Source organism: Halorubrum tropicale (assembly GCF_001280455.1).
Lineage (GTDB): Archaea > Halobacteriota > Halobacteria > Halobacteriales > Haloferacaceae > Halorubrum > Halorubrum tropicale.
Genome location: NZ_LIST01000003.1, coordinates 388697 through 413671, shown reverse-complemented (window position 1 = coordinate 413671; position 24975 = coordinate 388697). Strand labels below are relative to the sequence as shown.

The window sequence follows — 24975 nt, the reverse complement described above, 5'->3', positions numbered from 1 at the left end:
CGCGTCTTAGGGGTTGCGCGACCGGCCGTCCTCGCCACGACCGAAGGCGACCGGACGGCGGGGGACTTTTGCCCGATCGCGCGGAGGCGACGCCCATGGACGAGCAGGACCGCGTCGCCGCGTTCGTCGCCGAGTACGGGTTAGAGACCGACCTCGCGTACCGCGTCCTCGACTTGGAGAGCGAGGTCGGCGAGGTCGCGAAGGAGGTGGCGACCTCGACCGACTACGGGGAGGACCCGGACGCCGCCGCGATCGCGACCGACGAGGTCGGCGACGCGCTGTTCGCGCTGCTCGCGCTCGCCGACGCGGCCGATATCGACGCCGACGCCGCGCTCGACGAGTCGCTGGCGAAGTACGAGTCGCGGATCGAGTCGTCCGGCGACGCCGGGTCCGGGCAATAGCGGTCCGAAGGCCGACGCCGAATCCGATTGGAAGGAGCGCACGAGGCACCGGTTCAAGTGCGTCGCCCGCCTACGGGGCCCATGCCCGACGCCCCGTCGCTCGCGCTACGATACGTCGCCTGCGACGCCTGCGACACGGTGTTCGCGCGGCCCGACGACCCCGACGAGCCCACCGCCTGCGGTCGGTGCGGCGCCCGTCCGCTCCGCGAGCTCTCGGGAGTTCGGGGGCCGGACGCGTACTTTTCACCGTGAGCCCGACCCGCAGGTGGAGGAGTTACCGATGGGTCACCACCGACGACTCACCGCCGCCGGTTCACCGCAGGTCGTCCATCTCCACCTCTCCGGCCGCGATCGCCCGCAGCTCCTCGTCCGAGAGGCGGTCGATCACGAACTGCGGCATCCCCTCCGGGAGCCCGGCCGGCACCGACCGTCCGCCGTCCGTGCGAGACGCCGCGGAAGGGCCGCCGTCCGTGTGAGACGCCGCGAGAGGCCCGCCGTCGTCCGCGGTCAACCGATTGACGGCCTGCTCGACGGTCTCGACCGCCGCCGACTGTCGCTCGCTCTCTTCGGCCACCTGCCGCATCCGATCGCTGATCCGGTTCGACTGCTCGACCACCCCGTCGACCGTCGCGGCGATCTCCTCGGCCGCGGCGGCCTGCTCGTCGGTCACGTCCGAGACCTCGTCGATCCCGTTCGCCGTCTCCGTCACCGCCTCGGCGATGGCCGTGAGGCTCTCGGCCGCGTCGTCGACGCGCTCGCTCCCCTCGTCGACCCGGACCGTCGTCTCCGAGAGGCTCTCGACGGTCTCGTCGGTGTCGGCGCGGATGCCCTCGACCATCGCCTCGATGTCGCTCGCGTGGCCCTGCGACTCCTCCGCGAGCGACTTGATCTCGTCCGCGACGACGCCGAAGCCGGCGCCGGCGTCCCCGGCGCGCGCAGCCTCGATCGAGGCGTTCAGCGCGAGGAGGTTCGTCTGGTCGGCGATGCCGTTTATGGCGTCGACGAACTCGTCGATCTCCTCGACGCGTTCCTGGAGCGCCTCGACGTCCTCCGCCACCTCGTCGACCGCGGTCCCGATGTCGTCCATGGCCGCCGCGGCGTCGTCGGCCGCGTCCGCCCCCTCCTCGGCGAGCGTCTCCGCCCGGCCGCTGGTCCGCTCGACCTCGTCGGCGGTCGACGCCACCTCCTCGACCGTCGCCGAGAGGTTCGCCACCTCCGAGGAGACCTCGGCGACCCGCTCCGACTGGTCCTCGGCCTCGTCGCCGACCTCAGCGGCGCTGTCGGCGACGTCGCTCGCCGACTCGCGCAGGTCGGCGATCGGCTCCTCGACCTCCGCTTCCACGTCCGCCATCAGCCGCTCGTTCCGCTCGACCGCCGCCGAGAGCTTCTCGCTGTACGAGTGGATGTACGTGTCCGTGACGACCTGCATGTCGAGGTTGACGATCCGGAGGATAGAGAGCAGATCCTCGATCGCGTCGTCGACCTCCTCCTCGACCGCCGCCGCGGTCGCGTCGTCGAGCGCCTCGCCGGCGGCGTCGGGGGCCAATCGGTCGGTGAGCGAGTCCGCGAGTCGGTCCCCGACGATCGGCAGGATGAGGTCGTAGTACACGCCGTACTGGCCGAGGTAGTGTTTCATCGGCATCTCGAGCACGTCGTGGATCTTCCCGATCCGCGCCCGGTCCTCGAAGTACTCCTCGCCGTACTCGCCCCCGGCGAGCGTCACGAGGTACGCCGACTGCGTCCGCTTGAGCTGTTCGATCCCCTTCTCGGACCGACCGATCACGTCGACCGTCTGCTGGTGGCCGGTGAGGTTCTCGTAGAAGTCGTCCGCTATCCGGTCGGCGTTCTCCGCGAACGCGTCCTCGTACCGGCTCAGTCGGCGCTCGTCCTCCGCGTCGAAGCCGACGAACTCCTTCCGCCACGCGATTTCGTCGGCGTCGAGCCCGATCTCGGCGACGAATTCCGACGCGTCGAGCCCCTCGTTCAGCCCGCCCTGGCCGAAGTCGTCCCGGCCGTACTCTCCGGATGTAGCCATGGCGGAGCCTCTCTGCTTGGGTTATATAAACGGTGCCCCGCGCTTCTCACCGGCGATACCCGGGCTCAGCGGCGAGTACCGGGAACTGACGGCCGTGAACGCGGCGTCGGCGGTCGCTCAGTCGTCGCCTGCCGCCTCGCTTCCGTCGCCCGCCTCGCCGGCGGCGGGCTCGACCGCGACGGCCGAGTGCTTGAACTCGGGGATCTTCGCCTCCGGGTCGAGCGCGTCGCCCGTGAGCGCGTTCGCGAGCGGCTCCGCGTAGTGGAACGTGCAGAACGCGACCCCCTCGCGCACCGCCGGCGTGACGTCGGCCGCGACCTCGACGGTCCCGCGCCCGTTCGAGACGGTCACCCGGTCGCCGTCCTCGATGCCCCGCTCGGCGGCGTCGCTCGGGTGGACCTGGAGGGCGTCCTCGCCGCGCATCGCCGTGAGCCGGTCCGAGCGGCGGCTGAGCGCGCCGCTGTTGAAGTGCTGGAGCACGCGGCCGGTCGTGAGCACCAGTTCGCCCGCGTCGAGGTCGTCGGCGGGCAGGACCGGGTCGACGACCGCGAGGGGGGCGGTGCGCTCCCCCGTCGCGAACGCCTCCGCGTGTAACACCTCCGTGCCGCGCCCCTCGTCGGCGTCGAACGGCCACCGCTGGTAGCCGTCGCCGATCCCCGCGTAGCTCATCCCCTCGTATATCGGCGCGACGCGGGTTAGCTCGTCGAAGGCCGCCTCCGGGCCGTCGTAGTCGAACGCCTCGGGACGGTCGGTCAACCGCCGGCCGAGCGCGGTCAGGATCTCGAAGTCGCGCCGGGCGTTCCCCGGGAGGTCGGCGTTGGGTCGCATCCGCAGCACGCGCCGGTCGGTGTTCGTCACCGTGCCGGACTTCTCGGCCCACGCGCTGCCGGGGAGGACCACGTCCGCGTGCGCCGCCGTCCGCGTCTCGAAGAGGTCGATGACGACGCAGAAGTCGAGGTCGTCGAACGCCGACGCGACCGCGGTCGCGTTCGGCTCGGTGACCGCGGGATTCTCGCCGAAGACGACCGCCGCGCGCACCTCGTCGCCGAAGCGGTGCGTCGCCTCGACCTCGGTCAGCCCGGGCTCCGCCGGCGGCTCGACGCCCCACTCCGCCGCGACGCGCTCGCGGGCCTCCGGGTCCGTCACGGGCTCGTAGCCGGGGAGGACGCTCGGGAGCCCGCCCACGTCGCTGGCGCCCTGGACGTTGTTCTGGCCGCGCAGCGGGTTCACGCCGGTGCCGGGCCGCCCGACGTTGCCGGTGAGGAGCGCGAGGTTGAGCAGGGCGTGGACGTTGTCGGTGCCGCAGCGGTGCTGGCTCGTCCCCATCCCCGTCACGATCGCTGCGCGGTCGGCCTCGCCGTACGCCCGGGCGGCCTCGCGGATCGCCTCGGGCTCGACGCCGGCCGCCGCGGCGTTGGCCGCCACGTCGACGCCGGCGAGGTGCTCGCGCAGGCGGTCGAAGCCGGTCGTGCGCTCCGCGAGGAACGCCTCGTCGACGAGGTCCTCCTCGACCAGCACCGCGGCGACCGCGTTCGCCACCTCGATGTCGGTGCCGGGCCGCAGCGGGAGGTGGACGTCCGCGGCCTCGGTCGTGTCGTTCGCGCGCGGGTCGACGTGGACCAGCGTCGCGCCGTCGCGGACCGCCGGGAGGACGTACGACCGGAACGCGACGGGGTGCTGCTCGGCCGGGTTCGCCCCGTTGACGAAGACGCAGTCCGCCTCCCCGAGGTCGTCCAAGGTGTTCGTCATCGCGCCCGCGCCGAACCGCTCGCTCATCGCGGCGACCGTCGAGGCGTGGCAGAGCCGCGCGCAGTTGTCGACGTTGTTCGTCCCGAGCACCCGCGCGAGCTTCTGGAGGACGTAGTTCTCCTCGTTCGTACAGTTCGACGACGCGAAGAACTGGACCGCGTCCGGCCCGTGCTCGTCGACGACGCGGCCGATCCCCTCGACCGCGCGGTCGAGCGCCTCCTCCCACGGCGCCGTGACGAAGGTTCCGCCGTGACGCACCAGCGGCTCCGTCAGGCGGTCGTCGTTGTCGACCACGTCGAACGCGGCCGCCCCCTTCGGGCAGATCTCCCCGCGCTCGTTCACCGGTCCCTCGACGCCGGTCGCGCTGCCGCGCCCGGCGTACTCGACGCTGCAGCCGACCCCGCAGAACGGACAGACGGTCGGGTTCGACTCGAAGCGCCGCTCGGACGTCTCGGTCGGATCGGTCATCGGATATACGCAGGGCCTCCACGACCCTCCCGATGCGGCCGGAACTGCGTGGTGTTTTAAGTAACGATCCCGCGACCGGCGGCGCGACCGCCGACCGGGGCGCGTCACCCCGTCACGGCGTCGCCGCCGACCGGCGCGACCTGGCGCCCGAGCGACAGGGCGCCGGCGGTCACGAGGCAGGCGGCGAACGCGATGGTGCCGAGCTTCCCGCCGAAGCCGACGACGTACGGCGCCGCGCCGACGAACCCGACGCCCGCGGTCCCGCCGGCCAGCAGCATCGCGCCGGGGCCGGGGATCCGCTCCGGCGTGGCCATCCCGGCGAACGACGCGCAGAAGGCGACCGCCGCGACCGCGTCGCCCGCGGCGAACAGCGGCGGGCAGACGACGCCGGCGACGAGCCCGACGACCGCGCTCGCGACGACCGGGCCGTGGCCGAGCCGGACGCTCACGAGGAACGTGACGGGCGCGGCGACCGCGGCCGCGGCGACCAGTCCCGCCGCGACGGCCGGGTCCGGGACGGTCCCGGTGCCCGGCGTCAGCCCGCCGAGCGCCGCCACGGACAGGCAGCCGACGAACGCCGTCGTCCCCAGCTTCCCGCCGAACCCGTTGAACGCGCGCTTGGCGGCGACGAAGGCGACGGCGGCGACGAGCCCGGCCGCGGCCACCGACGCGAGGTCCGCGTCGGCCGCGGGCGTGGCCATCCCGACGAACGAGCCGCAGTACGCCGGCGCCCCGTACGTCTCGGTCAGGAGGTGCGCGCAGAGGCCGACGAGCGCGGACGCCACGACCGCGCCGACGCCCACCCGAACCGAGAGCGCGTACGTGACCGGCGCCGCGACGGCCACCGCGGTCGCGTTGCCGAGGTCGACCCGCGTGACGCCGAAGCCGTCCGTCCGCAGCGCGTCCCGCGTCTCCCTCGCGGCGGTGTACCCGAGGCTCACCGCGGCGACCGCGAAGACGGCCGCCCCGATCGGTAGCTCCGGTCCGCCGACGGTTCCGCCCGCAAGGCCCGCGGCCGCCGCGGCGCACATCCCGGCGCCGGCGCCGGTCAGGGCGACCGCTCCGACCGCGTGGATCGCTCGGTTCACGGCCGCGACTCCGGGGCGCGGACCGATACCGACCGGCCCTCAGTATTGCGGGTGTTCTCGGTGCGACCCATCGGTGCGCCGCGCGCGTCTGGGATCAGGCCTTTGTGCCCGTCGCACTAACCCCGACGCGATGGGAACCGGAGGGAAGCCGGCCGACGGCGGCGCGGGCGCGACGCCCGACGGCGTCCGCGCGGGCGTCGCGATCCACGGGACGGGGAACTGCCCGGTCGTCGCCGCCTCGACCGCCCACGAGGGCCCGATCACGGGCGTCACCTGGACGCACGCGGGCGACACGCACACCGAGGAGTTCCGCGCCCGCGACCCGGACGCGGTCGACGGCGCGGAGGGCGTTCCGGAGCCCGCCTCCGTCGTCGACCTCGGCGACGAGCGCGTGTACCGGTACGAGCGCCCCCGCGACGGGACGTGCGCCTGCCGGGTCATCGAGGAGCTCGACTGCCCGATCGCGGACGCCCGCGCCGAGGACGGCGTCCTCCTCCTGACGCTCCACCTCCCCGACCTCGAACGCCTGCGCGACATCGTCTCGGCGCTCGACGGGACGGCGGAGCGCGTCGAGGTCCGCTACCTCGTCGAGGGCGCGGCGCGCGGCGACGGGTCGCCGGACCGGACGCTCGTCGACCGCGGCCGCCTCACCGACCGCCAGTGCGAGGTGCTGCGGACCGCCTACCGCATGGGCTACTTCGAGCGCCCCCGCGACGCCAACGCGAGCGAGGTCGCCGGCGCGCTCGACATCTCCCCGTCGACGTTCGCCGAGCACCTCGCGACGGCGCAGCGGAAGCTGTTGGAGGAGACGCTCGCCGGGAACTGACGGCTCGCCTCAGGCGGCGTGTTCGGCGATCGCGGACTCCAGCGTCGCGCGGTCCTGCGCGCCGACGAAGCGGTCGACCGCCTCGCCGTCGGCGTACAGGACGAGCGTCGGGATGCTGCGCGCGCCCAGCTGCTGGGCGACCGCCTGGTTCGCGTCGACGTCCACCTTCGCGACCGCGGCGTCGGTCTCGGCGGCGAGCGCCTCGATCGCCGGCTCCATCATCTGACACGGCCCACACCAGTCGGCGTAACAGTCCACCAAGACCACGTCGTGCTCGTCGACCGCGCGCCGGAGCTCGTCCGTCCCGTTCACGTGGATCGGCTCGCTCGGGGTCGCCGCTCCGCGGCCGTCGCCGGCGTCGGGTCCGGCGCTCCCGTCGACCGCCTCGCCGTCGCCGAGGCGCGCCTCGAGCTCCCGCCGCTTCCGTTCGCGGATGCGCTCGCGCTCGGTCTTCGCGTCGTCGCCCGTCGGTTCGTCCGCGTCGGCTGCGTCGCTCATACCACAGTATTGGAGGCTTAGAACAATATACCTTCCGCCGCCGGATCCGCTCGCGCGTCACTCCGTCGGCCCGAGGAGGCCGTCGAGCCCGGCCGCGCCCAGATCCACGTGCTTCGCGACGAGGTCGGCCGCGCGGTCGTACGGCGAGCGGTCGGTCGCCGCGCCGTTTGGACGCGCCAGCCCCGCGTGCGCGAAGACCCGCTCGACGAAGGCGTCGCGCACGGCCGCCGTCTCGAAGAGCCCGTGGAGGTACGTCCCGAGGACGCGCTCGGTCGCGACGCTCCCCGCGCCGAGCGGCTCGGTCGCGACCGCGGTCTCCGCCCCCTCGTCGGCCGCGTCGCCGAGGCGCCGCGTCCGCCCGGCGTGGATCTCGTACCCGGTCGCGCGCCCCGCGGCGCCGGCGATCGGTCCGACGCCCTCGACGGCGCACGTCACGCGCTCGACGCGCTTCTCCGTCGAGAACTCGGTCTCGACGGGGAGGAGCCCGACCCCCGGCACCGCCTCGCGGTCGCCGACGCCCTCGACGGCGGCGCCGACGAGCCGCTCGCCGAGGATCTGGTACCCGCCGCAGACGCCGACCACGGGGCCGTCGAACGCGCGCAGCGCCGCGCCGAAGCCGGCGTCGCGGAGCGCCAGCAGGTCGTCGACCGTGTTCTTCGACCCGGGGAGGACGACCGCGTCGACCCCGTCGAGCGCGGCGTCGAGCGGGAGGTAGGCGACGCGGACTCCCGGCTCGCGCGCCAGCGGCTCCAGGTCGGTGAAGTTGGAGATGCGCGGGAGCCGCGGGACCCCGACCCGGACGGCCGCGTCGTCGGCGACGCCGTCGTCGCTCCCGAGGACGCCCCCGCCGCGGTCGCTCCCGCCCGGTCCGTCCTCCTCCGCGTCCGGCAGCGAGAGGCTGTCCTCGGCCGAGAGCCCGGGGTCGTCGTGCGGGACGACGCCGACCACCGGCACGCCCGTCCGCGCCTCTATCTCCTCGATGCCGGGTTCGAGGAGGCTCGGGTCGCCGCGGAACTTCGTGATCACGGCGCCGCGGACGCGCTCGCGGAGGTCGTCGGGGAGCAGTTCGAGGGTCCCGTAGAGGCTCGCGAACGCCCCGCCGCGCTCGATGTCGACCGCGATCAGGACGTCGGCGTCCGCGAACCGGGCGCACTCGACGTTCGCGAGGTCGCGGTCGCGGAGGTTGATCTCGGCGACGCTGCCCGCGCCCTCCGCGACGATCACGTCGTGGCCGGCCGCGAGGCGCTCGTGGGCCGCGACCGCGGCCGCGCGCGCCGCCTCCCAGCGGTCGTCGTAGTACTCGCTCGCCGGGGCGTTCGCGACCGCCTCGCCGTCGATCACGACCTGGCTCTCGCCGCCGCCGCGGGGCTTGAGCAGCACGGGGTTCATGTCCGTCGTCGCCGGGACCTCGGCCGCCCGCGCCTGGACGTGCTGGGAGACGCCGACCTCGCCCCACTCGCCGTCGGGCGTCAGCGCGACCCGCGCGTTGTTGCTCATGTTCTGGGCCTTGTACGGCGCGACCGAGACGCCGCGCCGCGCGAGCAGCCGACAGAGCCCGGCCGCCAGCGTGCTCTTGCCGACGTGGCTCGCGGTCCCCGCGATCAGGACGGTGCGGGCGTCTCCCTCGGTCGCCGCCGCCGTCTCGCCGCCGGTCACGCGACCCCGCCCCCCATCGTCAGTACTCCGTCCCGCGCCGGGCGCGCTGGCCGTCGTCGAACGGGTGCGCGACCTTGCGGACGTTCGTTATCAGGTCGGCGACGCCGTCGAGGTACGCGGGCTCGGCGTGGCTCCCGGTGAGCACGAGTTCGAGGTCGCCCGGCTTCGACTCGGCGAGGGCGACGACGTCGTCGGGGGCGACGAGCCCGCGGTCGGCCGCGTACAGCAACTCGTCGACGATCAGCATGTGGACGCCGTCCTCGGGGTCGCCGTCGAGCGGGAGCGGCTCGGTCAGGTCCGCGTCGGCCGCGCCCGCGACGAGCGCCTCCGCGCGCTCGAAGGCGGCGGCCGCCTTCGCCTCGTGTTCGTCGTCGGCCGAGCCGTCGAGCAGGCCGTGCCAGCCGTAGTGACCGGCGTTCTCGTAGGTGAACCCCGGAACGGCGGCGATGGCGTTGTACTCGCCGCGGACGCCCTCGACGCTGTCGGCGCCGCCCTTCATCAGCTGGAGCATGTGGACGCGGTAGCCGTGGCCCGCGGCGCGGAATCCCATCCCCATCGCCGCGGTCGTCTTCCCCTTCCCGTCGCCCCACCAGGCCTGAACGAGCCCGAACTCCTCGGGGGCGGCGGGCTCGATCGGTTCGGGCTCGGGGGCCTCGCCCCCGCCCGGCGTGCGGCGCCGGTCGGCGGCCGGGGTCGCGTCGGTCTCGCTGCCCTCGCCGTTCTCGTCGGTCGATGCCTCGTCGGTGGTGTCGTCGTTCGGTGTCATGGGTCGAATACCTCCGCCCGCTCGTCGGTGACGACGCCGTGTTCGGCGTCGGCCGCCGGACCGGGCACGTCGCCGTCCGGGTACCGCGACCGCAGGCTCGCGCGGACCGCGTCCCGGACGCAGGCGCGGGCCGCCCCGCCGACCGCCGTGGCGCTGCCGGAGAACGCCGCGGGCTCGCCCTCGGGGTCGTCGCCGACGACGACCGCGTCGCTCGTCGTCCCCGGGACGCCGGCCGCCGCGAGCAGCGTCGCCGCCTTCGCCTCGGCCGCGACCGCGACGAGGTTCGCCGCGGCCCCGGGCGCCAGCCGCCGCGTCGTCCCGACGACCAGGTTGACCGTTCCGGGGCCGGGCGGGCCCTCCGCGGCCTCCGTCGGCCCCTGCGACTCGGCCGCGCTGGCCGGATCCGCCGGCAGCATCGCGGGGTTCGAGAGGCCGACGGTCGCGTACGCGACGGCGGGTCCGAGCCGCGCCCCCCTGGCGTGGTCCATCGAGACGCCCGTGAACAGCGCCGGGGAGGCGTCGGGGTCGCCGTCTCCGCTACCGCCGTCGCCGACGCTGTCGTCGGCATCGCCGGCGAATCCAGCCCGCGCCAGTCGCTCGTCGCGGTAGGCCGTGAGGTCCGTCCGGTCGAACCCCTCCGAGACGGTGACGTTGTACGCGGCCGCCGCCCGCGACCGCCCGCCGTCCCAGCCGGTCGAGAGCCAGCGCGTCCCCGGTCGGCGGAGCCGGAGGACGCCCTCGCTGACGGTCGCCTCAAACATCGGCGTCCGCACCTCGGCTTCCGCCACCGCTCGAACCGCCGTCATCTCCCGCTTCGTCGCCGACCCCGAGCGCTGTGAGGAGCCGGTCGTTCTCGGCCGGGCGGCGCACCGCGACCCGGACGTGCGCGTCGAGGCCGCGGAAGGACCGCGCGTCGCGGACGGCGACGCCCCGGTCGCGGGCCCGCTCGATCACGCGGTCCACGTCGCGGTCGCCGACGTCGAGGAGGAGGTACGGCGCCTCCGAGGGGGCCACCGCGTAGCGCTCGCCGAGCGCGGCCCGCAGCCGGTCGCGCTCCCGCCTGACGCGCTCGCGGGTCTCGCGGACGAACTCCTCCTGCCGGAGGCAGTACTCGCCGGTCGCGAGCGCCGGCGCGCCCAGGTTCCACGTCCGGCGGGCGCCCCGCAGCGCCGCGCCGAGGTCGCCCGTCGCGACCGCGAAGCCGGCCCGGATTCCGGGGAGCCCGAACAGCTTCGTGAGCGCCCGCGCGACGACGACGCCGTCGGTCCCCGCGAGCGACGCGCGCTCGGTGAACCCGAGGAACGCCTCGTCGACGAGCAGGACGGTCCCGGCCGCCCGACAGCGCTCCGCGAACGCGAGCAACGCGTCGCGGTCGTAGCCGGTCCCGGTGGGGTTGTTCGGGGTACAGACGACCGCGAGCGCGTGACCGCTCGGGTCGGCGTCGAGGACGCGGTCGACGTCGGCGAACGACGGCTCGCCGCCCCGGAGCCGGACCTCGCGGGCGTACTCGCCGAAGCTCGGCGCCGGGACCAGGGCGGTGTCGCCCTCGCCGACCGCGAGCGCGACCGCGGCCCGGATCGCCGCCAGCCCGCCCGGAGTCGGGACCACGTCCCCGGGGTCGCAGCCCACGTAGTCGGCGGCCGCGCGCCGGAACGCCGCCGGCGGCTCGGGCGGGTACGTCCGCGCCCGCTCGAACGCCGCCCGGTAGACGCGCTCGACGCCGTCGGGGACCTCGGGGTTCGCGTTCGCGCTGAAGTCCAGCAGGTCGGGGTCGTCGCTGCTCCCGTGCGGCTCGCGGCCGAGCGCCGCGGCGCGCTCGCGGTTCACGACCGCCCACCTCCCTCGCGCGTCGCCGTCGCGTCGAGCCAGTCGACCCCGCCGGTCGGGAGCGGTTCGGGTCCGTCGCCGCCGAGCAGCCGTTCCGCGAGCCGGCGGTCCCCGGGGCGATTGACGTTGACGGCGAGGCGCGCGTCGCGGGTCGCCCGGACGGCCTCGTCGCCCGCGCCGTCGAGCGCGCCGACGACGTTGATCCCGGCGGGCACGAGGTCGCCGTCGACTCCCCCGCTCGCCTCGCCGTCGTCCGCCTCGTCGTACCGCGTCGCGGCGTCGGCGCTCGCGCCGAGCTCCCGCTTGCGCGCCGCGGGCACGCGGACCGAGAGCGCGTCGGCGTCGGCGGCGGCGTGCGCGCCGAGGACCGCGTCGACCGCCGGACCGTCGAGCAGCGGCAGGTCGACCGCGAGGGTGAGCGCCGGCGCGTCCGGTCCGGCTTCGAGGGCCGCCCGGAGGTCCGCGACGTACCCGTCGCCCGGCGTGTCGACCACCCGGAGGTCGACCGCTTCCGAGTCCGGATCGTCGGCACTCCCGTCCCGCCGCGCGACCAGTCGCTCGCGCGTCCGCGGCGCGTGCGGGGAGACGGCGGCGTACGCCGTCTCGACTCGGCTCGCGGCGAGCGCGTCGAGCGCGCGGTCGACCATCGACCGCCCGGCGACCGCCGCGAGCGGCTTCTCGCCCTCGCCGAGCCGGGTGCCCCGGCCGCCGCACATCACGAGAGCGTCCACGCGATCACCCCCGCGTGAATCCCGACGACCCGGGCGACCTCGGTCGTCGCGCCGAGCACGTCGCCGCTGACCCCGCCGAGGCGCGCGTTCGCCCACGCCAGCCCGACGACGGCGACGGCGCCCGCGGCGGCCAGCGCCGCGCCGGGGACGAACGCGGCGTCGAATCCGACGCCCGCCGCGGCCGCGGCGGGGCCCAGCAGCGCGGCGGGGGCCGCCGCGAGCGCGACCCAGATCAGGCCCCGCGGGCCGGACTCGGCGGTCAGCGCCGAGCCGAGCCCCTCGTGGGGGGCCTCGCCGACGCAGACGAGCGCGGCCGCGGCGCCCCTCGCGCCGACCTCGGCGGCGACGACGAGGGCGACGGCGTCGACGAGCGAGAGCCGGCCGAGGTCCACCGCCACCGTCGCCGCCGTCGCGAGGCCGAAGACGACGAGCGCCACCGCGAGCGCGCCGCCGACGCCGAGCGCCGAGTCCTTCATCACCTCGCGGCGGCGCTCGGCGTCCCCGTGGACGACCGCCGCGTCGCCGAGGTCGGCGACGCCGTCGAGGTGGGTGATCCCGGTGACGAGGTACAGCCACGCGGGGACCGCCGCCGCGACCGTGGGGGACGGGACCGGGACCGGGAGCAGCGTCGCGGCGGCGACCGGGAGCGCGACCAGGGCGCCGAGCGCGTAGGCGACCGCCGGCATCGCCGCCGGCGTCCGCCGGAACGCCTCCCAGGCCGCCTCGTCGCGGCCGACGGGGACCCGCGAGCAGAACCCGAGCGCGCCGCGGAGCGCGGCGACCGTCAGTACCACGCGACCACCCCCGCGAGCGCGAGGAGCCACCCCGCCGCGGCCGCGACCGCGACGCCGCCCGCGGCGCCGACGAGGCGCACGGCGTCCCGGGCGGCGGTCGGGGTCGGCGGCTCGGGTCCCCCTGGGAGCGCGTACGCGCCCGGCTTCTCCAAGCGGACGCCGAGCGCGACCGCGGCCGTCGCCATCGGCCACCCCGAGTTCGGGGAGGCGGGCTCGCGGGCCAGCGGCCGCGCACGTCGCAGGCTCCCGGGCGACCGAGCGGCGACCGCGAGACAGCACGCGGCGACCCGCGCCGGGAGGAACATGACGGCGTCGTCGAGCCGGGCGCTCGCCCGCCCCACCGGCTTCGAGCGGTAGCCGAGCATCGAGTCGAGCGTGTTCACGGCCTTCGCCCAGGCCGCGGCCGCGACGCCGGCGGCGAGCGCGGCCGACGGGGCGGCGGCGCCCCCCGCAGCGGCGGCGAGCGCGACGGCGACGGTCGCGCCCGCGACGAACCAGGCGAGGGGCGCGACGAACCCGTCCGCGAGGTTCTCGGCGGCGCTCTCGACCGCGGCGCTCCGGAGGTCGGCCGGCGAGAGGGCGGCGGGGTCGCGCCCGACGAGCGCCCGGACGGACTCCCGGGCCGCGTCGGGGTCGGCCTCGCTCTCCGCGACCACCTCGCTCGTCACGTCGAGCAGCATGCGCAGGCTCGCGACCGAGAAGCAGACGGCGGCCGCGACGGCGACGGCAAGGACCGGAACGTCGCCGACTCGCGGCCCGCGGGCGGCCGCGAGCCAGACGCCCCCGCCGCAGACCGCGGCCGAAACAAGTGGGAGCGCGACCGCGACCGGGGCGCCGACGAGTCCCGGACAAGCCCACTCGCGGTCGAAGGGCCCGACGAGGCGCCCGAACAGCGCGACCGGATGGACCCGTCGGGGCGGCTCCGCGACCGCGAGGTCCAGCGCGACGGCGACGGCGAGCGGGGCGACCAGCGTGACCGCCGCGGCCGGGAGCGGCCCGGTCCCCGTCACCCTTCCACCTCGTCGGGGAACGCGTCGAACGCGTCGCTCGTCGCGTGGACGCGGCAGTGCGTGCCGAGGGTCCGGTGTCCGACGAGCCCCCTCACCGCCGGTCGCCCCCGTCGGTCGGCGTCGAGCCGTCGGGTTCCGCGTCGCCGCTCCCGTCGCTCGCCCTCCGCTCGGCGAGCAGTCGGTCGGTCACGGCGGCGATCCGATCGCGGACGGCGGCGTCGGTGACCCTCGCCCGGTCGGCGAGCGCGAGCGCCCCGCCCATCCCGACGCCCTCCTTCGCCTCGCCGCGGGCGTACGCCGCCAGCGCGGGGTGGTCGCCCTCGGCGAACCCGGGGTCGGCCGCCGCGAGCGCTAGGTCGAGGTCGCCCGCGAGCGCCGGGAGGTCCGCCGTGGGGTCGTCGGCGACGAGCGACGTGGTCGCCAGCGGGAGCCGGCGGTCGACGCCGGCGTGCCGCGCGAGCGCCGCCGCGGCCGCGAGCTGGGTGCCGCCCGCGAGCGTGACGTCGATCCCCGCGTCCGCGCAGCCGACGAGGAGCCCGGCGACCGCGGCGAGGACCGGGTCGCCGGCCAGCCGGACCGCCTCGATCGGGTCGCCCGCCGCGCCGCCCGGGTCGAGGCCGCTCGCGTCCAGCCCCTCGGCGACGACGCGGCGCTTGCGTTCGATCGGGTTCGCCGGGAGCGACGAGGAGACCGCGGCGCGCTCGCCGAGCGCCGTCAGGACTCCGAGCGCCGTCGTCGTGCCGCCCGGGATCGTCTCCGCGACGAGGAGCTCGGTCGCCCCGTCGCCGCCCGCGTCGTCGCCGCTCCCGGACGCGGCGAGGGCCGGCGCCAGCGACCGCGCGCGCTCGAAGACGGTCGCCGCCCCCGGGACCGGTTCCGGGTCGCGCACGTCGCCGCCCGGCGCCGCGCCGACGCCGCGCGTCGCGGCCGCGGTGGGCGCTCCCAGCCCGGCGTCGACGAACGCGACGGGAAGCGACTCGGGGCCGAGCAGCTCGCGGACGGCGCGGGTGACGACCGCGGGGGTCGGACAGCCGCCCGGGCTCACCGGCACGGGCGAGCCCGGCCCCGGGCGGCCGGACGCGACGATCTCGAGGTCGGCGCTCGGCGTGTGGACGCGCAGGTCTGGGTCGGCGCCCGCGGCGCTGATCCCGTCGATCGCGGCCGTCTCGGTCGTCCCGGCGACGACGACGAGGGTCACGTCCCCCACCGGACACCCCCTCCGTCGAGGCCGCGTCGCCCCGGCGCGGCGTCGATGTGTACCACTGGCGGTTAATCGATACAAGTGAACTTTAATCGATCGACGCGGGGCGCCGGGAGCGGAGCCGAGGCTCCCTGTCACTCCTCCGCACGCGACCCGCGGAGCGAAGCGGTTAAGGGCGGACCGCGGGTAATTCCGCCAACTCGCTGGTGCGGACACAGCGGGCACTCGCCGCCGGGAACGTCGGGTCGGCCGACGCGCGCCCGGGACGAGACGACATGTGGCCCCTCGCGGCTGAATCGCAACCGTCCGCGGACACACAATGGCACGAAGCTTCTACTCGCACATCAAGGAGGCGTGGCGGTCCCCCAAGGAGGGGAAACTGGCCGAGCTGCAGTGGCAGCGCAAACAGGAGTGGCGCGACCAGGGCGCCATCGAGCGCATCGAGCGCCCCACCCGGCTGGACAAGGCCCGCGAACTGGGCTACAAGGCCAAGCAGGGCGTCATCGTCGCCCGCGTGAGCGTCCGGAAGGGCGGCTCGCGCAAGCAGCGCTTCAAGGCGGGCCGCCGCTCGAAGCGCCAGGGCGTCAACCGCGTCTCGCGGCGCAAGTCGATCCAGCGCATCGCCGAGGAGCGCGCCTCGCGGAAGTACCGCAACCTCCGCGTGCTCAACTCCTACTGGGTCGGTGAGGACGGCTCCCAGAAGTGGCACGAGGTCATCCTCGTGGACCCCGCCCACCCCGCGATCGAGAACGACGACGACCTGAACTGGATCTGCTCGGACGACCACAAGGGCCGCGCGTACCGCGGCCTCACCTCTGCCGGCACCAAGGGCCGCGGCCAGCGCAAGCGCGGCAAGGGCACCGAGAAGACGCGCCCGAGCGTCACCTCGAACGACCGACAGGGCAAGTAACGTCCCCGACGACGCCGACGTTTTTCCTCGCGGTCCGCGATTCCGACGAGCCGCGGCGCCGTGCGACCGCGACGCAAGAGCAAAGACACCGCGTCACATACCCACGTACGTGGCGATCGTTACGTGACCGCGAACGCGCCCATTCCGCCCGACCCGTTCGCGACCGAACTCGAGTCGCTCGACGGCGACGCGTTCGCGGCGCTCGTCGCCGAGGCGTACGCGGCGACCGCCGACGCCGTCGACGTCGACCCGCCGCGGGTCACGGTGACCGAGGGCGGCCGACGGACCGAACTGCTCGCGGTCGCGGCCGCCGATGGGATTGTCCCCGACGCCCCGGCGGACGCCGTCGTCGTCGCGAGCGACTCGCTGCTCGACGACCTCGACGCCGGGTTCGACGCCGACGTGGTGGCCCCGGCCGACCTCCGAGAGCGCCTGCTGTACGGCGTCCCGCCGGCGACGGCGAACGACATTTCCGACCGGTTCCTCGGCGTGCCGATCCGGTCCGCGGCCTACGAGAGCGCGGCCGCCCCCGCCGCCGACGCACCGGACTCCGGCACCGGCCCGGCGGACGCCGACGCGGTGACGGACGACGGCGACGAGTCGGGTGCCGCCGCGCCGGGCGCCGCCTCGTCCGAAACCACCGGTGATGACGCCGGTTCGGGTCTCCGGTCCGCCGACCGCACCGCCTCCGGTTCGTCGGGCGATTCGGGGGCCGACGCTCGACCGAGGGACGAGGTGGCCGCGACGGACACGAGAAACGAGGCGGCCGCGACCGACGCGAGCCACGCCGCCGCGGCCGATACGAGCGACGAGGCGACTCCGACCGACGGGGCGACCGAACGGACGGACCGACGGGCGCTCCTCGCGGCGGTCGGCGTCGCCGTCCTCCTCGTCGCGGCGGCCGGGGCCGGGTTCGCCGCCGGCGCCGCCGGGGTCGGCGGTCCGGACGGCCTCGCCGGCGTGGGGGGCGGCGGGGCGAGCGACCCGGCCGCGGGCGACTCGGACCCGACGGGAGCGGCGAACGAGAGAGACGGCGGGAGCGGCGGATCGACCGACGGCGGGAGCGGCGGATCGACCGACGGCGGCGGTGCGAACACCGTCTCGGTCGCGGACGGCGACCTGACCGGTGAGGCCGCGCGGAACACGGCGCCGTCGCCCACCTGCGAGCGGTCCGCGCTCCAGGTCGTCCAGATCCAGATGAACGCGCTCCGCTACAACGACAACGCGACGAACGACGGGATCCGGACCCTCCGGGCGTTCGCCTCGCCGGGGAACAGGGACCTGGTCGGCTCGACCGGGGAGTACGCCGACCTGTTCGAGACGCCGCGGTACGGGCCGATGCTCACGTACGACACCGCCCAGTACTCCGTGCCGGACGTCGTCGACGACGCCGCCTACGTCGAGGTCGTCACCCGGGAGAACGGCAGCGTCACCGGTCGGTACGAGTTCCGACTCGTGCGCGTCGCCGGCGGGAGCGGGGACACGGACACCTCCCTCGGCGACGTGGACGACTGCTGGATGACCGACGCCGTGGCGGCGTCGACCGAGTGAGTCGGCGCGCCTCGCTCTCGGGGCTCAGTCGAGCCCGTCGAGCAGTTTCGCGTAGAACCGGTCCTGTTCGGTCCGCGCGTCGGTCTCTTCGGCGTTCTCGTCGTAGCGCAGCCACCGGAGCACGGCGACGAGGTCGTGTTCGGGGTCGACCCAGACGGTGTTCTGTCCGTGGCCGAGGGCGGCGTACGCCGACTCGGGGGCGCTCGGCCACAGCGTCCGCCCCTCGTTGAGCCACCACAGGTAGCCGTAGCTCTCGTTGACCTCACAGGGCTCGGTCGACGCGTCGACCCACGCCTCGGAGAGCAGTCGGTTCCCGTCCCACTCCCCGCCGTTGAGGTACAGCAGGCCGACCCGCGCGAGGTCGCGGGCAGAGATCCACAGCCCGCCGCCCCAGTGACCGCCGCCGGAGACGCTCTTCATCGCCGTCCCGTCCACGTCGACCGTCGAGTTGTGGTAGCCGTGCCACTCCCAGGTGTCGGTGGCGCCGACGGGTCCCATGACGTGCTCGGCGAGCACGCGGGGGAGCGGCCGGCCGATCGTTCGCAGGAGCGCCAGCGAGAGGCGGTTGATCCGCACGTCGTTGTACTCCCAGAACGTCCCCGGCTCGCGGAGCGACCGGGTCTCCGACTTGCCGAGCGCCTCGCCGTCCTTCCCGACCGCCCGGTTGCGGTCGACGGCGTCGGGCTTGCCGAACAGCGTCCCCTCCCACTCGCTGGTCTGGTGGAGCAGGTGTTGCCACGTGATCGCCCCGTTGTGGTCGCCCTCGAACCCGCCGTCGTCGACGTACCCGCGGACGCGGTCGTCGACGGCGCCGATCTCGCCGCGGTCCCACGCGACGCCCGCGACGACCGAGAGGAAGCTCTTGGCGACGCTGAACGCCTGGTCCACGCGGCGGGTGTCGCCCCACTCCGCGACGCGGTAGCCGTCCTTGAGGACGAGCCCCGCGGGGCCGCCGCGCCGCGCGGGGTGGGGCCCGATCCGCTGCCCGTGCTCGCCTTCGGCGTCGTCCCACGTCTCGTGGTCCGCGAAGTCGTAGTCGATCTGCTCGCGCGGCGTCCCGTTCAGCTTGTGGTAGGCGACTGCGGCCGTGACGGCGTCCGGATCGAGCCCGACCGCCTCGGGGTCGCGCCGTTCCCACTCGTCCGCGTCGGGGAAGTACATAACTCGCTTTCAGTGCTCACCCCCTTCAGTCGTTCGCGTACTGCGACGTTCCGCCGGGGTCGGCGCCTCGACCGCAGCCCGGGAACACGATTATATCCGCGCCCGCACAGGTCGTAGGCATGAGTCTCTCGCTCGACGCGACCCAACTCGACCGCTACTCCCGGCACGTCATCCTCGACGACGTCGGTCCGGAGGGGCAAAAGCGGCTGCTCGACGCCCGCGTCCTCGTCGTCGGCGCGGGCGGGCTCGGCGCCCCGGCGATCCAGTACCTCGCGGCCGCGGGGGTCGGGGCGATCGGGATCGTCGACGACGACGTCGTCGAGCGCTCGAACCTCCAGCGACAGGTGATCCACGGCGACGGCGACGTGGGACGGAAGAAGGTCGACTCGGCGGCCGACTTCGTCGCCGACCGCAACCCCGACGTCGACGTCGAGCGCCACGAGCTGCGGCTCGACGCGGGCAACGCCCGCGAGCTGATCGCCGACCACGACGTGGTCGTGGACTGCTCGGACAACTTCGCCACCCGCTACGTGGTGAACGACGCGGCCCGGATCGAGGGGGTGCCGGTGTCGCACGGCGCCATCTACAAGTTCGAGGGGCAGGTGACGACGCTCTCGCCGGACGGCCCCTGCTACCGGTGCCTGTTCCCCGAGCCGCCGGAGCCGGGGACGGTGCCCGACTGCGCGAGCACGGGCGTCCTCGGCGTCCTCCCGGGGACGGTCGGCTGCCTCCAGGCGACCGAGGCCGCGAAGCTGATCATGGACGTGGGCGACCCGCTCGTCGGCCGGATGCTGTTCTACGACGCGATGGACCTCTCGTTCGAGACGGTGCCGTACGCGCGCAACCCCGACTGTCCGGTGTGCGGCGACGACGGCATCGACAGCATCGACGGCATCGACTACGCGGCCGGGTGTCAGATCGACGCGGCCTGAGTCGGCCCGCTCGCCCCGTCGTCCGCGAGGCGCGCGCCCCGACCGCTCACAGCGACCGGTCGGCCATCGCGGTCCCCGCGGTGACGCCGGCGTCCTCGTCGACGAACCCCGACCGGACGCACCACCGGCAGTACCGGTACCCCGCCCGGTTCTCCGCGCCGCAGTGCCGGCAGACGACGGTCTCGCCGTCGGCGTCCAGCGGCGGCGGGTCGCCCCCGTCGGGCTCCCCCGCCCCGCTCGCCGAGCCGGCGTCGCCGTCGAGCGCGAGCGTCGGTCCGACCTCGGGCCCCTCGCCGTCGCCGTCCGACGACCGGGTTGCGGCCGAACCGAGCAGCTCCGCCGGGTCGCGGTTCCGCCGGACGAGCAGCCACGTCACCGCGAGGTTCAGCGCCGCCACGCCGACGAATATCGCGGCGAGCGGCAGGAGCTGGTCTCCCGTCATACGTGGAGTGTTACCATTCCATGCGCTTGTGTCTGACGGTGATTCCGACCGTCCGCGACCGCGATCCGGGCCCCGCGCCGACCGGCGGTCCCGCTCCAGAGTACTCTTGAGGCCGCCGGTCGAAGGCGCACCCGCATGAAAGAGACGATCCACACGGACGACGCCCCGGCGGCGGTGGGCGCCTACAGCCAGGCGACGACCGACGGCGACCTCGTGTTCACGGCCGGGCAGATCCCGCTGACGCCCGCAGGCGACCTGCTCGACGACGCCCCGATCGCGGTCCAGACGGAGCAGGCGCTCGACAACCTCCTCGCGGTGCTGGAGGAGGCCGGCGCCGGTCCCGAGGACGTGCTCAAGACAACGGTGTTCATGGCCGACATCGGCGACTTCGACGAGATGAACGAGACGTACGCCGACTACTTCGACGCGTCGCCGCCGGCCCGCTCCGCGGTCGAGGCCGGCGCGCTCCCGAAGGGGGCGGGCGTCGAGATCGAGGCCGTCGCCGTCGTCGAGTAGATGGCCGACGGCGAGGGCGGGTCGGAGAGCGAGTCGGACGCCGCGACCGACGGGTCCGTCCCCGCGCCCGGCGCGCCGGCCACCCCGCGTGCCCGAGCGCGCTCCGCGGCGCTGTGGGGGATCGTCGGCGGGTTCGCCTTCCTCGTGCTCGCGCAGGGGTACCGGCTCCTCGGTCCCGGATCGCTACCGCTCGGTCTCGGCGGGCTGGCGCTCGTCGCGCTCGCGGTCGCGGTCGCGTCGGCCGGTATTACGTATCTCGCCGAGGTCCGGGTGCGCGCGAAAAGAAGGACTTAACAGTCGCACCGGAGTACCAAAGCGTGAGCCAGGATGGCCGAGTGGTAAGGCGCACGCCTGGAAAGCGTGTTCCCATCCGGGATCGGGGGTTCAAATCCCTCTCCTGGCGCTTCGCTGTCGCAACAACGAGCGAGGAGCGACAGCGACGAGCGAGTCCGGAATTATCGAGTCTACCCAGTTCGAGTCCGTTGAAATCCTCAGAGCGCGATGCGCTTCTGTCTTGTATTCAGTACGGAAATACGGTGAAAAACTACAAACAGATCTATCCGAAATAGATCCGTTGAGCGAATGGTCCCCCATATCTCTACTGACCGTCGTAAGCTCCTCGCGAGCCTCGGCGGTGTCGGCCTCGTCGGTCTCGCGGGCTGTACCGATCTCCGCGGTGATTCCACGGAGAGCGATAACGACCCCACGGTTATCGACACAATCGAGATCGCAAACGGTCAGGACGTCGCACGAACGTTCGAAATCGTTCTGCGATCCGCCGAGAGCGTACGCTACTGGGACTCGTTCGAGGTCGATGCGTCGCAGAGGGGTGACGGAAATTTAGCTATCGTCGAAGGTCCGTTCGGGAACGGTGACGAGCCGCTGTGGCTGGACGTGAAAGCGGGGTATCCCGACGACAGTCCCGACTCGTCCGAGGATGATACCGTCGTCACCCAGCCTCTCGGCGAGGAGTACAGCGGCTGTATCTACGTGGTGGTCTATGCCCGAATTGCCGGTGGCATCTCAGTCTTCGTCGATCCGGCCGGCAGGTTCGTGTCCAGAGAGACTCGGTGTTGAACTCCGGCGGGACATCGCTGTTAGCCGGTTTATAACTAATCGACCGCGGATCGACGGTGAGTGCCTCCAAAGCCCCAACTGTGAGGCGTTCGGACGCTCGCTGCGCTCCTCGCTCAGTCGCTCCGCTCCTTCGCTGCGGTGCTTGCGTCGCCTCCGAACGCCTCACGGTTGCCCCTTTGAGTCCCACCCGACAGCGACCGCACAGCGCCTCACGCCTCCCCAGCCTCGTCAGTCGCCTCCGCTTCGCTCCGGCGACTGACTCCCTCGCGCGGTGCTGCTCGCGGCCTGTGGCCGCTCGCAGGCACGCGCCACCCCTGAGCGTCACTGCTGGCTCGTCTACACACCGACACAAGACTCATATGTGTGGGTGTAGTTGTCACGGGTGACGATGCCAGACACGAAATCGGGCCGCGAGCGGAAAGGGAGGAACAAGCGCCGCCAACTCGAGAACCACCTCGCACGGCGCGAACTCGACGCGGACGACGAACCCCCGGAGCCGTACGGAGAGGAGACCGACGCGGAGTTCCTCGCCGAGTCCGACGACGCGGCCCGGTGAGCGGCCGCCCTCGGGTCCCTTCTCGCCGTTCGTTCGCCCCCGAGCCTGCCGGCAGTCTCGCGTCGCGAAAGCTTTAGACGGGGGAGCGGCCTATCTCGGCGCAATGAGTCGCGGCCCCGAGCTGATCATCACGGAGAAAGACAACGCGGCGCGGCGCATCGCCGACATCCTGAGCGGCGAGTCCGCGACCGCGGAGCGGACCAACGACGTCAACGTCTACGAGTGGGGCGGCAAGCGGTGTATCGGGCTCTCCGGCCACGTCGTCGGCGTCGACTTCCCCGCCGAGTACAACGACTGGCGCGACGTGGAGCCGGTCGAGCTGATCGACGCGCCCGTCACGAAGACGCCGACGCAGGAGGGGATCGTCGCCGCGCTGCGCCGGCTCGCGCGCAACGCCTCCCGGGTCGTCATCGCGACCGACTACGACCGCGAGGGCGAGCTGATCGGCAAGGAGGCGTACGAGCTCGTCCGCGAGGTCAACGAGGACGTGCCCGTCGACCGCGTGCGCTTCTCGTCGATCACGGAAAACGAGGTCCGAGAGGCGTTCGCGAACCCCGACGACCTCGACTTCGAGCTGGCGGCCGCCGGCGAGGCCCGCCAGACCATCGACCTGACGTGGGGCGCCGCCCTGACCCGCTTCCTCTCGCTGTCCGCCCGACAGATGGGCGACGACTTCATCTCCGTCGGTCGGGTCCAGGGGCCGACGCTCAAGCTCATCGTCGACCGCGAGCGGGAGATCCAGGCGTTCGACCCCGAGTCGTACTGGGAGCTGACGGGCGAGTTAGCGAAGGCGGGCGGCGACCCGTTCGAGGCGCGCTACTTCTACCTGAACGACGAGGGCAACGAGCGCGAGCGCGTCTGGGACGAGGCGGTCGCCGACACGCTCACCGAGGCGCTCGCCGCGGCCGAGGCGGCGACCGTCGACGACGTCGACCGCCGCACGCAGACCGACGACCCGCCGACGCCGTTCAACACCACCGCGTTCATCCGCGCGGCGGGGTCGCTCGGCTACTCCGCGCAGCGCGCCATGTCGCTCGCCGAGGACCTCTACACCGCCGGCTACGTCACCTACCCCCGGACCGACAACACGGTGTACCCGGACGATCTTGAGCCCGAGGCGCTGATCGAGGACCTCTCGGCGGCCTCGACGTTCGGCGCGGACGCCGCGAGCCTGCTCGACGGCGACGGCGACATCGAGCCGACCGAGGGCGACGAGGAGACGACGGACCACCCGCCGATCCACCCGACCGGCGAGCTCCCGTCGGCGTCGGACCTCTCCGACGACGAGTGGGAGGTGTACGAGCTGATCGTCCGCCGCTTCCTCGCCACCTGCGCCGACCCGGCCACCTGGGAGCGGCTGCGCGTGGTCGCGCTCGCGAACGGCGAGGCGACGCCGATCGCCGCGGACGCGGACGGGCTCGCCGCGCTCCGCGACCCCGAGGACGCGGCCGGGCCGGCCGACCTCGTCGCGGACGGCGGGCTGCGGCTGAAGGCCAACGGGAAGCGGCTGCTCGAGGCCGGCTACCACGACGTGTACCCGTACCGCTCCAGCGACGAGCGGATCGTGCCGGACGTCGAGGTCGGCGAGACGCTGTCGCTGTCGGACCGGGCCACCGAGGCCAAGGAGACGCAGCCGCCCCGGCGGTACGGGCAGTCGCGGCTCATCGAGGAGATGGAGAAGCGGCAGCTCGGGACGAAGGCGACCCGCCACCGGACGATCGAGAAGCTGTACGACCGCAACTACGTCGAGAGCGACCCGCCGCGACCGACCCGGCTCGCCGAGGCGGTCGTCGAGGCCGCCGAGGAGTTCGCCGACCGCATCGTGAGCGAGGAGATGACCGCCCAGCTCGAAGAAGACATGGCGGCCATCGCCGCGGGCGAGAAGGGCTACGACGAGGTGACGGCTGACTCCCGCGAGCTGCTCTCGCGCGTGTTCGACGACCTCACCGCGTCGCGCGAGGCGGTCGGCGACCACCTCCAGACGTCGCTGAAGGCCGACAAGACGCTCGGGCCCTGTCCGGAGTGCGGCTCGGACCTGCTCGTCCGGAAGTCGCGGCAGGGGTCGTACTTCGTCGGTTGCGACGGCTACCCCGACTGCGAGTACACCCTCCCGCTCCCCTCGACCGGGAAGCCGCTCCTCCTCGACGAGAGCTGCGAGGACCACGACCTCCGCCACGTGAAGATGCTTGCCGGACGGAAGACGTTCGTCCACGGCTGCCCGCAGTGTAAGGCGGACGAGGCCGACGAGCAGGAGGACGAGGTGATCGGGGCGTGTCCCGACTGCGGGGAGGAACACGGCGGCGAGCTCGCGATCAAGCGGCTCCGGTCCGGCTCGCGGCTCGTCGGCTGTACGCGCTACCCCGACTGCGACTACTCGCTGCCGCTCCCGCGGCGCGGCGAGATCGAGGTCACCGACGAGACCTGCGAGGAACACGACCTCCCGCACCTCCGGGTCCACTCCGGCGACGACCCCTGGGAGCTCGGCTGCCCGATCTGTAACTACCGCGAGTTCACGGCCCGCCAGGAGGGCTCGGAGCTGCAGACCGTCGAGGGGATCGGGGAGAAGACGGCCGAGAAGCTCAATGACGCCGGCGTCGGCGGCGTCGACGACCTCAAGTCCGCCGACCCGGACGACCTCGCGGCCGACGTCGACGGCGTCGGCGCCGACACCGTCCGCGACTGGCAGGCGAAGGCGGACTGACCCCGCTCGGGCCGAGCGCCGTCGCGCGGCCGCCGCGACTCATAAATCCATAAACACATATGCGCGGAGTGTTTCGATC

25 protein-coding genes and 1 tRNA gene are annotated in these 24975 nt (G+C 74.0%); 12 read left to right on the top strand and 14 right to left on the bottom strand.

Annotation, left to right across the window (positions count from 1 at the left end; translation table 11 throughout):
- Positions 1-95: 95 nt before the first annotated feature.
- Together AMR74_RS09855 and AMR74_RS19105 are read left to right on the top strand one after the other, a co-directional pair.
- On the top strand, positions 96-401 hold the full coding sequence (locus AMR74_RS09855) for a MazG nucleotide pyrophosphohydrolase domain-containing protein (RefSeq protein WP_053771884.1): 306 nt from the start codon (positions 96-98) through the stop codon (positions 399-401).
- An 81-nt stretch (positions 402-482) separates the two neighbouring features.
- Positions 483-653, top strand: coding sequence for a hypothetical protein (locus AMR74_RS19105; RefSeq protein ID WP_167551905.1), 171 nt, complete (start codon positions 483-485; stop codon positions 651-653).
- A 61-nt stretch (positions 654-714) separates the two neighbouring features.
- Here the strand turns inward: AMR74_RS19105 and AMR74_RS09850 are convergent, their stop codons facing one another.
- From AMR74_RS09850 to AMR74_RS09840, 3 genes are all read right to left on the bottom strand, one after another.
- Positions 715-2436: a globin-coupled sensor protein gene (locus AMR74_RS09850; protein ID WP_240471142.1), complete on the bottom strand. Its 1722-nt coding sequence runs from the start codon at positions 2434-2436 to the stop codon at positions 715-717.
- A gap of 117 nt (positions 2437-2553) precedes the next feature.
- Complete coding sequence (gene fdhF / locus AMR74_RS09845; RefSeq protein WP_053771883.1) at positions 2554-4653, bottom strand: formate dehydrogenase subunit alpha; 2100 nt, start codon at positions 4651-4653, stop codon at positions 2554-2556.
- A gap of 104 nt (positions 4654-4757) precedes the next feature.
- The gene (locus tag AMR74_RS09840; RefSeq protein WP_137710865.1) at positions 4758-5741 is read right to left on the bottom strand and encodes a hypothetical protein; all 984 of its coding nucleotides are present in this window, start codon (positions 5739-5741) and stop codon (positions 4758-4760) included.
- A gap of 130 nt (positions 5742-5871) precedes the next feature.
- Here AMR74_RS09840 and AMR74_RS09835 point away from each other — a divergent pair, with 130 nt between their 5' ends.
- Positions 5872-6567, top strand: a complete 696-nt coding sequence (locus tag AMR74_RS09835; protein ID WP_053771882.1) for a helix-turn-helix domain-containing protein — start codon at positions 5872-5874, stop codon at positions 6565-6567.
- A 9-nt stretch (positions 6568-6576) separates the two neighbouring features.
- On the opposite strand, the gene trxA is transcribed toward AMR74_RS09835, so the two are convergent.
- The 9 genes from trxA to AMR74_RS09790 form a co-directional block, all read right to left on the bottom strand.
- A complete protein-coding gene (trxA, locus tag AMR74_RS09830) occupies positions 6577-7065 on the bottom strand; it encodes a thioredoxin (RefSeq protein WP_053771881.1) in 489 nt (162 codons plus the stop codon).
- A 57-nt stretch (positions 7066-7122) separates the two neighbouring features.
- Positions 7123-8721 (bottom strand): cobyric acid synthase, encoded by a 1599-nt coding sequence (locus tag AMR74_RS09825; RefSeq protein ID WP_053771880.1) that lies wholly within the window; start codon positions 8719-8721, stop codon positions 7123-7125.
- 19 nt (positions 8722-8740) lie between these two features.
- The gene (locus tag AMR74_RS09820; RefSeq protein ID WP_053771879.1) at positions 8741-9487 is read right to left on the bottom strand and encodes a cob(I)yrinic acid a,c-diamide adenosyltransferase; all 747 of its coding nucleotides are present in this window, start codon (positions 9485-9487) and stop codon (positions 8741-8743) included.
- A complete protein-coding gene (locus AMR74_RS09815) occupies positions 9484-10248 on the bottom strand; it encodes an adenosylcobinamide amidohydrolase (protein WP_053771975.1) in 765 nt (254 codons plus the stop codon). Before AMR74_RS09815 ends, AMR74_RS09820 begins: the two co-directional genes overlap by 4 nt.
- Complete coding sequence (locus tag AMR74_RS09810) at positions 10241-11314, bottom strand: aminotransferase class I/II-fold pyridoxal phosphate-dependent enzyme (protein ID WP_053771878.1); 1074 nt, start codon at positions 11312-11314, stop codon at positions 10241-10243. Before AMR74_RS09810 ends, AMR74_RS09815 begins: the two co-directional genes overlap by 8 nt.
- The gene (locus AMR74_RS09805) at positions 11311-12030 is read right to left on the bottom strand and encodes an NTP transferase domain-containing protein (RefSeq protein ID WP_053771974.1); all 720 of its coding nucleotides are present in this window, start codon (positions 12028-12030) and stop codon (positions 11311-11313) included. The genes AMR74_RS09810 and AMR74_RS09805 overlap by 4 nt, the downstream gene beginning before the upstream one ends.
- A complete protein-coding gene (locus AMR74_RS09800; protein ID WP_082356862.1) occupies positions 12030-12839 on the bottom strand; it encodes an adenosylcobinamide-GDP ribazoletransferase in 810 nt (269 codons plus the stop codon). Before AMR74_RS09800 ends, AMR74_RS09805 begins: the two co-directional genes overlap by 1 nt.
- Positions 12830-13849 (bottom strand): CobD/CbiB family cobalamin biosynthesis protein, encoded by a 1020-nt coding sequence (locus tag AMR74_RS09795; protein ID WP_053771877.1) that lies wholly within the window; start codon positions 13847-13849, stop codon positions 12830-12832. Before AMR74_RS09795 ends, AMR74_RS09800 begins: the two co-directional genes overlap by 10 nt.
- Before the next feature lie 91 nt (positions 13850-13940).
- Positions 13941-15056 carry a nicotinate-nucleotide--dimethylbenzimidazole phosphoribosyltransferase gene (locus tag AMR74_RS09790; RefSeq protein ID WP_053771876.1) on the bottom strand — a complete coding sequence of 372 codons (1116 nt, stop codon included), beginning with the start codon at positions 15054-15056 and terminating at the stop codon, positions 13941-13943.
- Positions 15057-15369: 313 nt separating this feature from the next.
- Here AMR74_RS09790 and AMR74_RS09785 point away from each other — a divergent pair, with 313 nt between their 5' ends.
- Together AMR74_RS09785 and AMR74_RS09780 are read left to right on the top strand one after the other, a co-directional pair.
- Entirely contained in the window at positions 15370-15960 is a 591-nt protein-coding gene (locus AMR74_RS09785; RefSeq protein ID WP_049931415.1) for a 50S ribosomal protein L15e, read from the top strand.
- 123 nt (positions 15961-16083) lie between these two features.
- Entirely contained in the window at positions 16084-17511 is a 1428-nt protein-coding gene (locus tag AMR74_RS09780; RefSeq protein WP_053771875.1) for a hypothetical protein, read from the top strand.
- A gap of 24 nt (positions 17512-17535) precedes the next feature.
- On the opposite strand, the gene AMR74_RS09775 is transcribed toward AMR74_RS09780, so the two are convergent.
- Positions 17536-18672, bottom strand: a complete 1137-nt coding sequence (locus tag AMR74_RS09775) for a serine hydrolase domain-containing protein (protein WP_077152275.1) — start codon at positions 18670-18672, stop codon at positions 17536-17538.
- Positions 18673-18791: 119 nt separating this feature from the next.
- Between AMR74_RS09775 and ubaA the strand changes: the two genes are divergently transcribed.
- Positions 18792-19604, top strand: a complete 813-nt coding sequence (ubaA, locus tag AMR74_RS09770) for an SAMP-activating enzyme E1 (protein ID WP_053771874.1) — start codon at positions 18792-18794, stop codon at positions 19602-19604.
- Between the two features lie 46 nt (positions 19605-19650).
- On the opposite strand, the gene AMR74_RS09765 is transcribed toward ubaA, so the two are convergent.
- Positions 19651-20046, bottom strand: coding sequence for a zinc ribbon domain-containing protein (locus AMR74_RS09765; protein WP_053771873.1), 396 nt, complete (start codon positions 20044-20046; stop codon positions 19651-19653).
- A gap of 135 nt (positions 20047-20181) precedes the next feature.
- Here AMR74_RS09765 and AMR74_RS09760 point away from each other — a divergent pair, with 135 nt between their 5' ends.
- The 6 genes from AMR74_RS09760 to AMR74_RS09740 all read left to right on the top strand — a co-directional run bounded on the left by AMR74_RS09760 (position 20182) and on the right by AMR74_RS09740 (position 24896).
- Positions 20182-20562 carry a Rid family detoxifying hydrolase gene (locus AMR74_RS09760; protein ID WP_053771872.1) on the top strand — a complete coding sequence of 127 codons (381 nt, stop codon included), beginning with the start codon at positions 20182-20184 and terminating at the stop codon, positions 20560-20562.
- Positions 20563-20856, top strand: coding sequence for a hypothetical protein (locus AMR74_RS09755; protein ID WP_053771871.1), 294 nt, complete (start codon positions 20563-20565; stop codon positions 20854-20856). It abuts the gene before it with no gap.
- A gap of 27 nt (positions 20857-20883) precedes the next feature.
- Positions 20884-20965: transfer RNA gene (locus tag AMR74_RS09750), tRNA-Ser, on the top strand.
- Positions 20966-21144: 179 nt separating this feature from the next.
- Positions 21145-21639 (top strand): hypothetical protein, encoded by a 495-nt coding sequence (locus tag AMR74_RS09745; RefSeq protein WP_053771870.1) that lies wholly within the window; start codon positions 21145-21147, stop codon positions 21637-21639.
- Positions 21640-22027: 388 nt separating this feature from the next.
- Positions 22028-22195: a hypothetical protein gene (locus tag AMR74_RS19100; RefSeq protein ID WP_167551904.1), complete on the top strand. Its 168-nt coding sequence runs from the start codon at positions 22028-22030 to the stop codon at positions 22193-22195.
- Positions 22196-22298: 103 nt separating this feature from the next.
- Positions 22299-24896: a DNA topoisomerase I gene (locus AMR74_RS09740; protein ID WP_053771869.1), complete on the top strand. Its 2598-nt coding sequence runs from the start codon at positions 22299-22301 to the stop codon at positions 24894-24896.
- Positions 24897-24975: the final 79 nt, after the last annotated feature.

Bases quoted from the DNA above. Each gene is read 5' to 3' on its own strand.
- AMR74_RS09855 (WP_053771884.1), top strand. From the start codon at position 96: ATGGACGAGCAGGACCGCGTCGCCGCGTTCGTCGCCGAGTACGGGTTA.
- AMR74_RS19105 (WP_167551905.1), top strand. From the start codon at position 483: ATGCCCGACGCCCCGTCGCTCGCGCTACGATACGTCGCCTGCGACGCC.
- AMR74_RS09850 (WP_240471142.1), bottom strand. From the start codon at position 2,436: ATGGCTACATCCGGAGAGTACGGCCGGGACGACTTCGGCCAGGGCGGG.
- fdhF (WP_053771883.1), bottom strand. From the start codon at position 4,653: ATGACCGATCCGACCGAGACGTCCGAGCGGCGCTTCGAGTCGAACCCG.
- AMR74_RS09835 (WP_053771882.1), top strand. From the start codon at position 5,872: ATGGGAACCGGAGGGAAGCCGGCCGACGGCGGCGCGGGCGCGACGCCC.
- trxA (WP_053771881.1), bottom strand. From the start codon at position 7,065: ATGAGCGACGCAGCCGACGCGGACGAACCGACGGGCGACGACGCGAAG.
- AMR74_RS09820 (WP_053771879.1), bottom strand. From the start codon at position 9,487: ATGACACCGAACGACGACACCACCGACGAGGCATCGACCGACGAGAAC.
- AMR74_RS09815 (WP_053771975.1), bottom strand. From the start codon at position 10,248: ATGTTTGAGGCGACCGTCAGCGAGGGCGTCCTCCGGCTCCGCCGACCG.
- AMR74_RS09805 (WP_053771974.1), bottom strand. From the start codon at position 12,030: ATGTGCGGCGGCCGGGGCACCCGGCTCGGCGAGGGCGAGAAGCCGCTC.
- AMR74_RS09785 (WP_049931415.1), top strand. From the start codon at position 15,370: ATGGCACGAAGCTTCTACTCGCACATCAAGGAGGCGTGGCGGTCCCCC.
- AMR74_RS09775 (WP_077152275.1), bottom strand. From the start codon at position 18,672: ATGTACTTCCCCGACGCGGACGAGTGGGAACGGCGCGACCCCGAGGCG.
- ubaA (WP_053771874.1), top strand. From the start codon at position 18,792: ATGAGTCTCTCGCTCGACGCGACCCAACTCGACCGCTACTCCCGGCAC.
- AMR74_RS09765 (WP_053771873.1), bottom strand. From the start codon at position 20,046: ATGACGGGAGACCAGCTCCTGCCGCTCGCCGCGATATTCGTCGGCGTG.
- AMR74_RS09760 (WP_053771872.1), top strand. From the start codon at position 20,182: ATGAAAGAGACGATCCACACGGACGACGCCCCGGCGGCGGTGGGCGCC.
- AMR74_RS09755 (WP_053771871.1), top strand. From the start codon at position 20,563: ATGGCCGACGGCGAGGGCGGGTCGGAGAGCGAGTCGGACGCCGCGACC.
- AMR74_RS09745 (WP_053771870.1), top strand. From the start codon at position 21,145: ATGGTCCCCCATATCTCTACTGACCGTCGTAAGCTCCTCGCGAGCCTC.
- AMR74_RS19100 (WP_167551904.1), top strand. From the start codon at position 22,028: ATGCCAGACACGAAATCGGGCCGCGAGCGGAAAGGGAGGAACAAGCGC.
- AMR74_RS09740 (WP_053771869.1), top strand. From the start codon at position 22,299: ATGAGTCGCGGCCCCGAGCTGATCATCACGGAGAAAGACAACGCGGCG.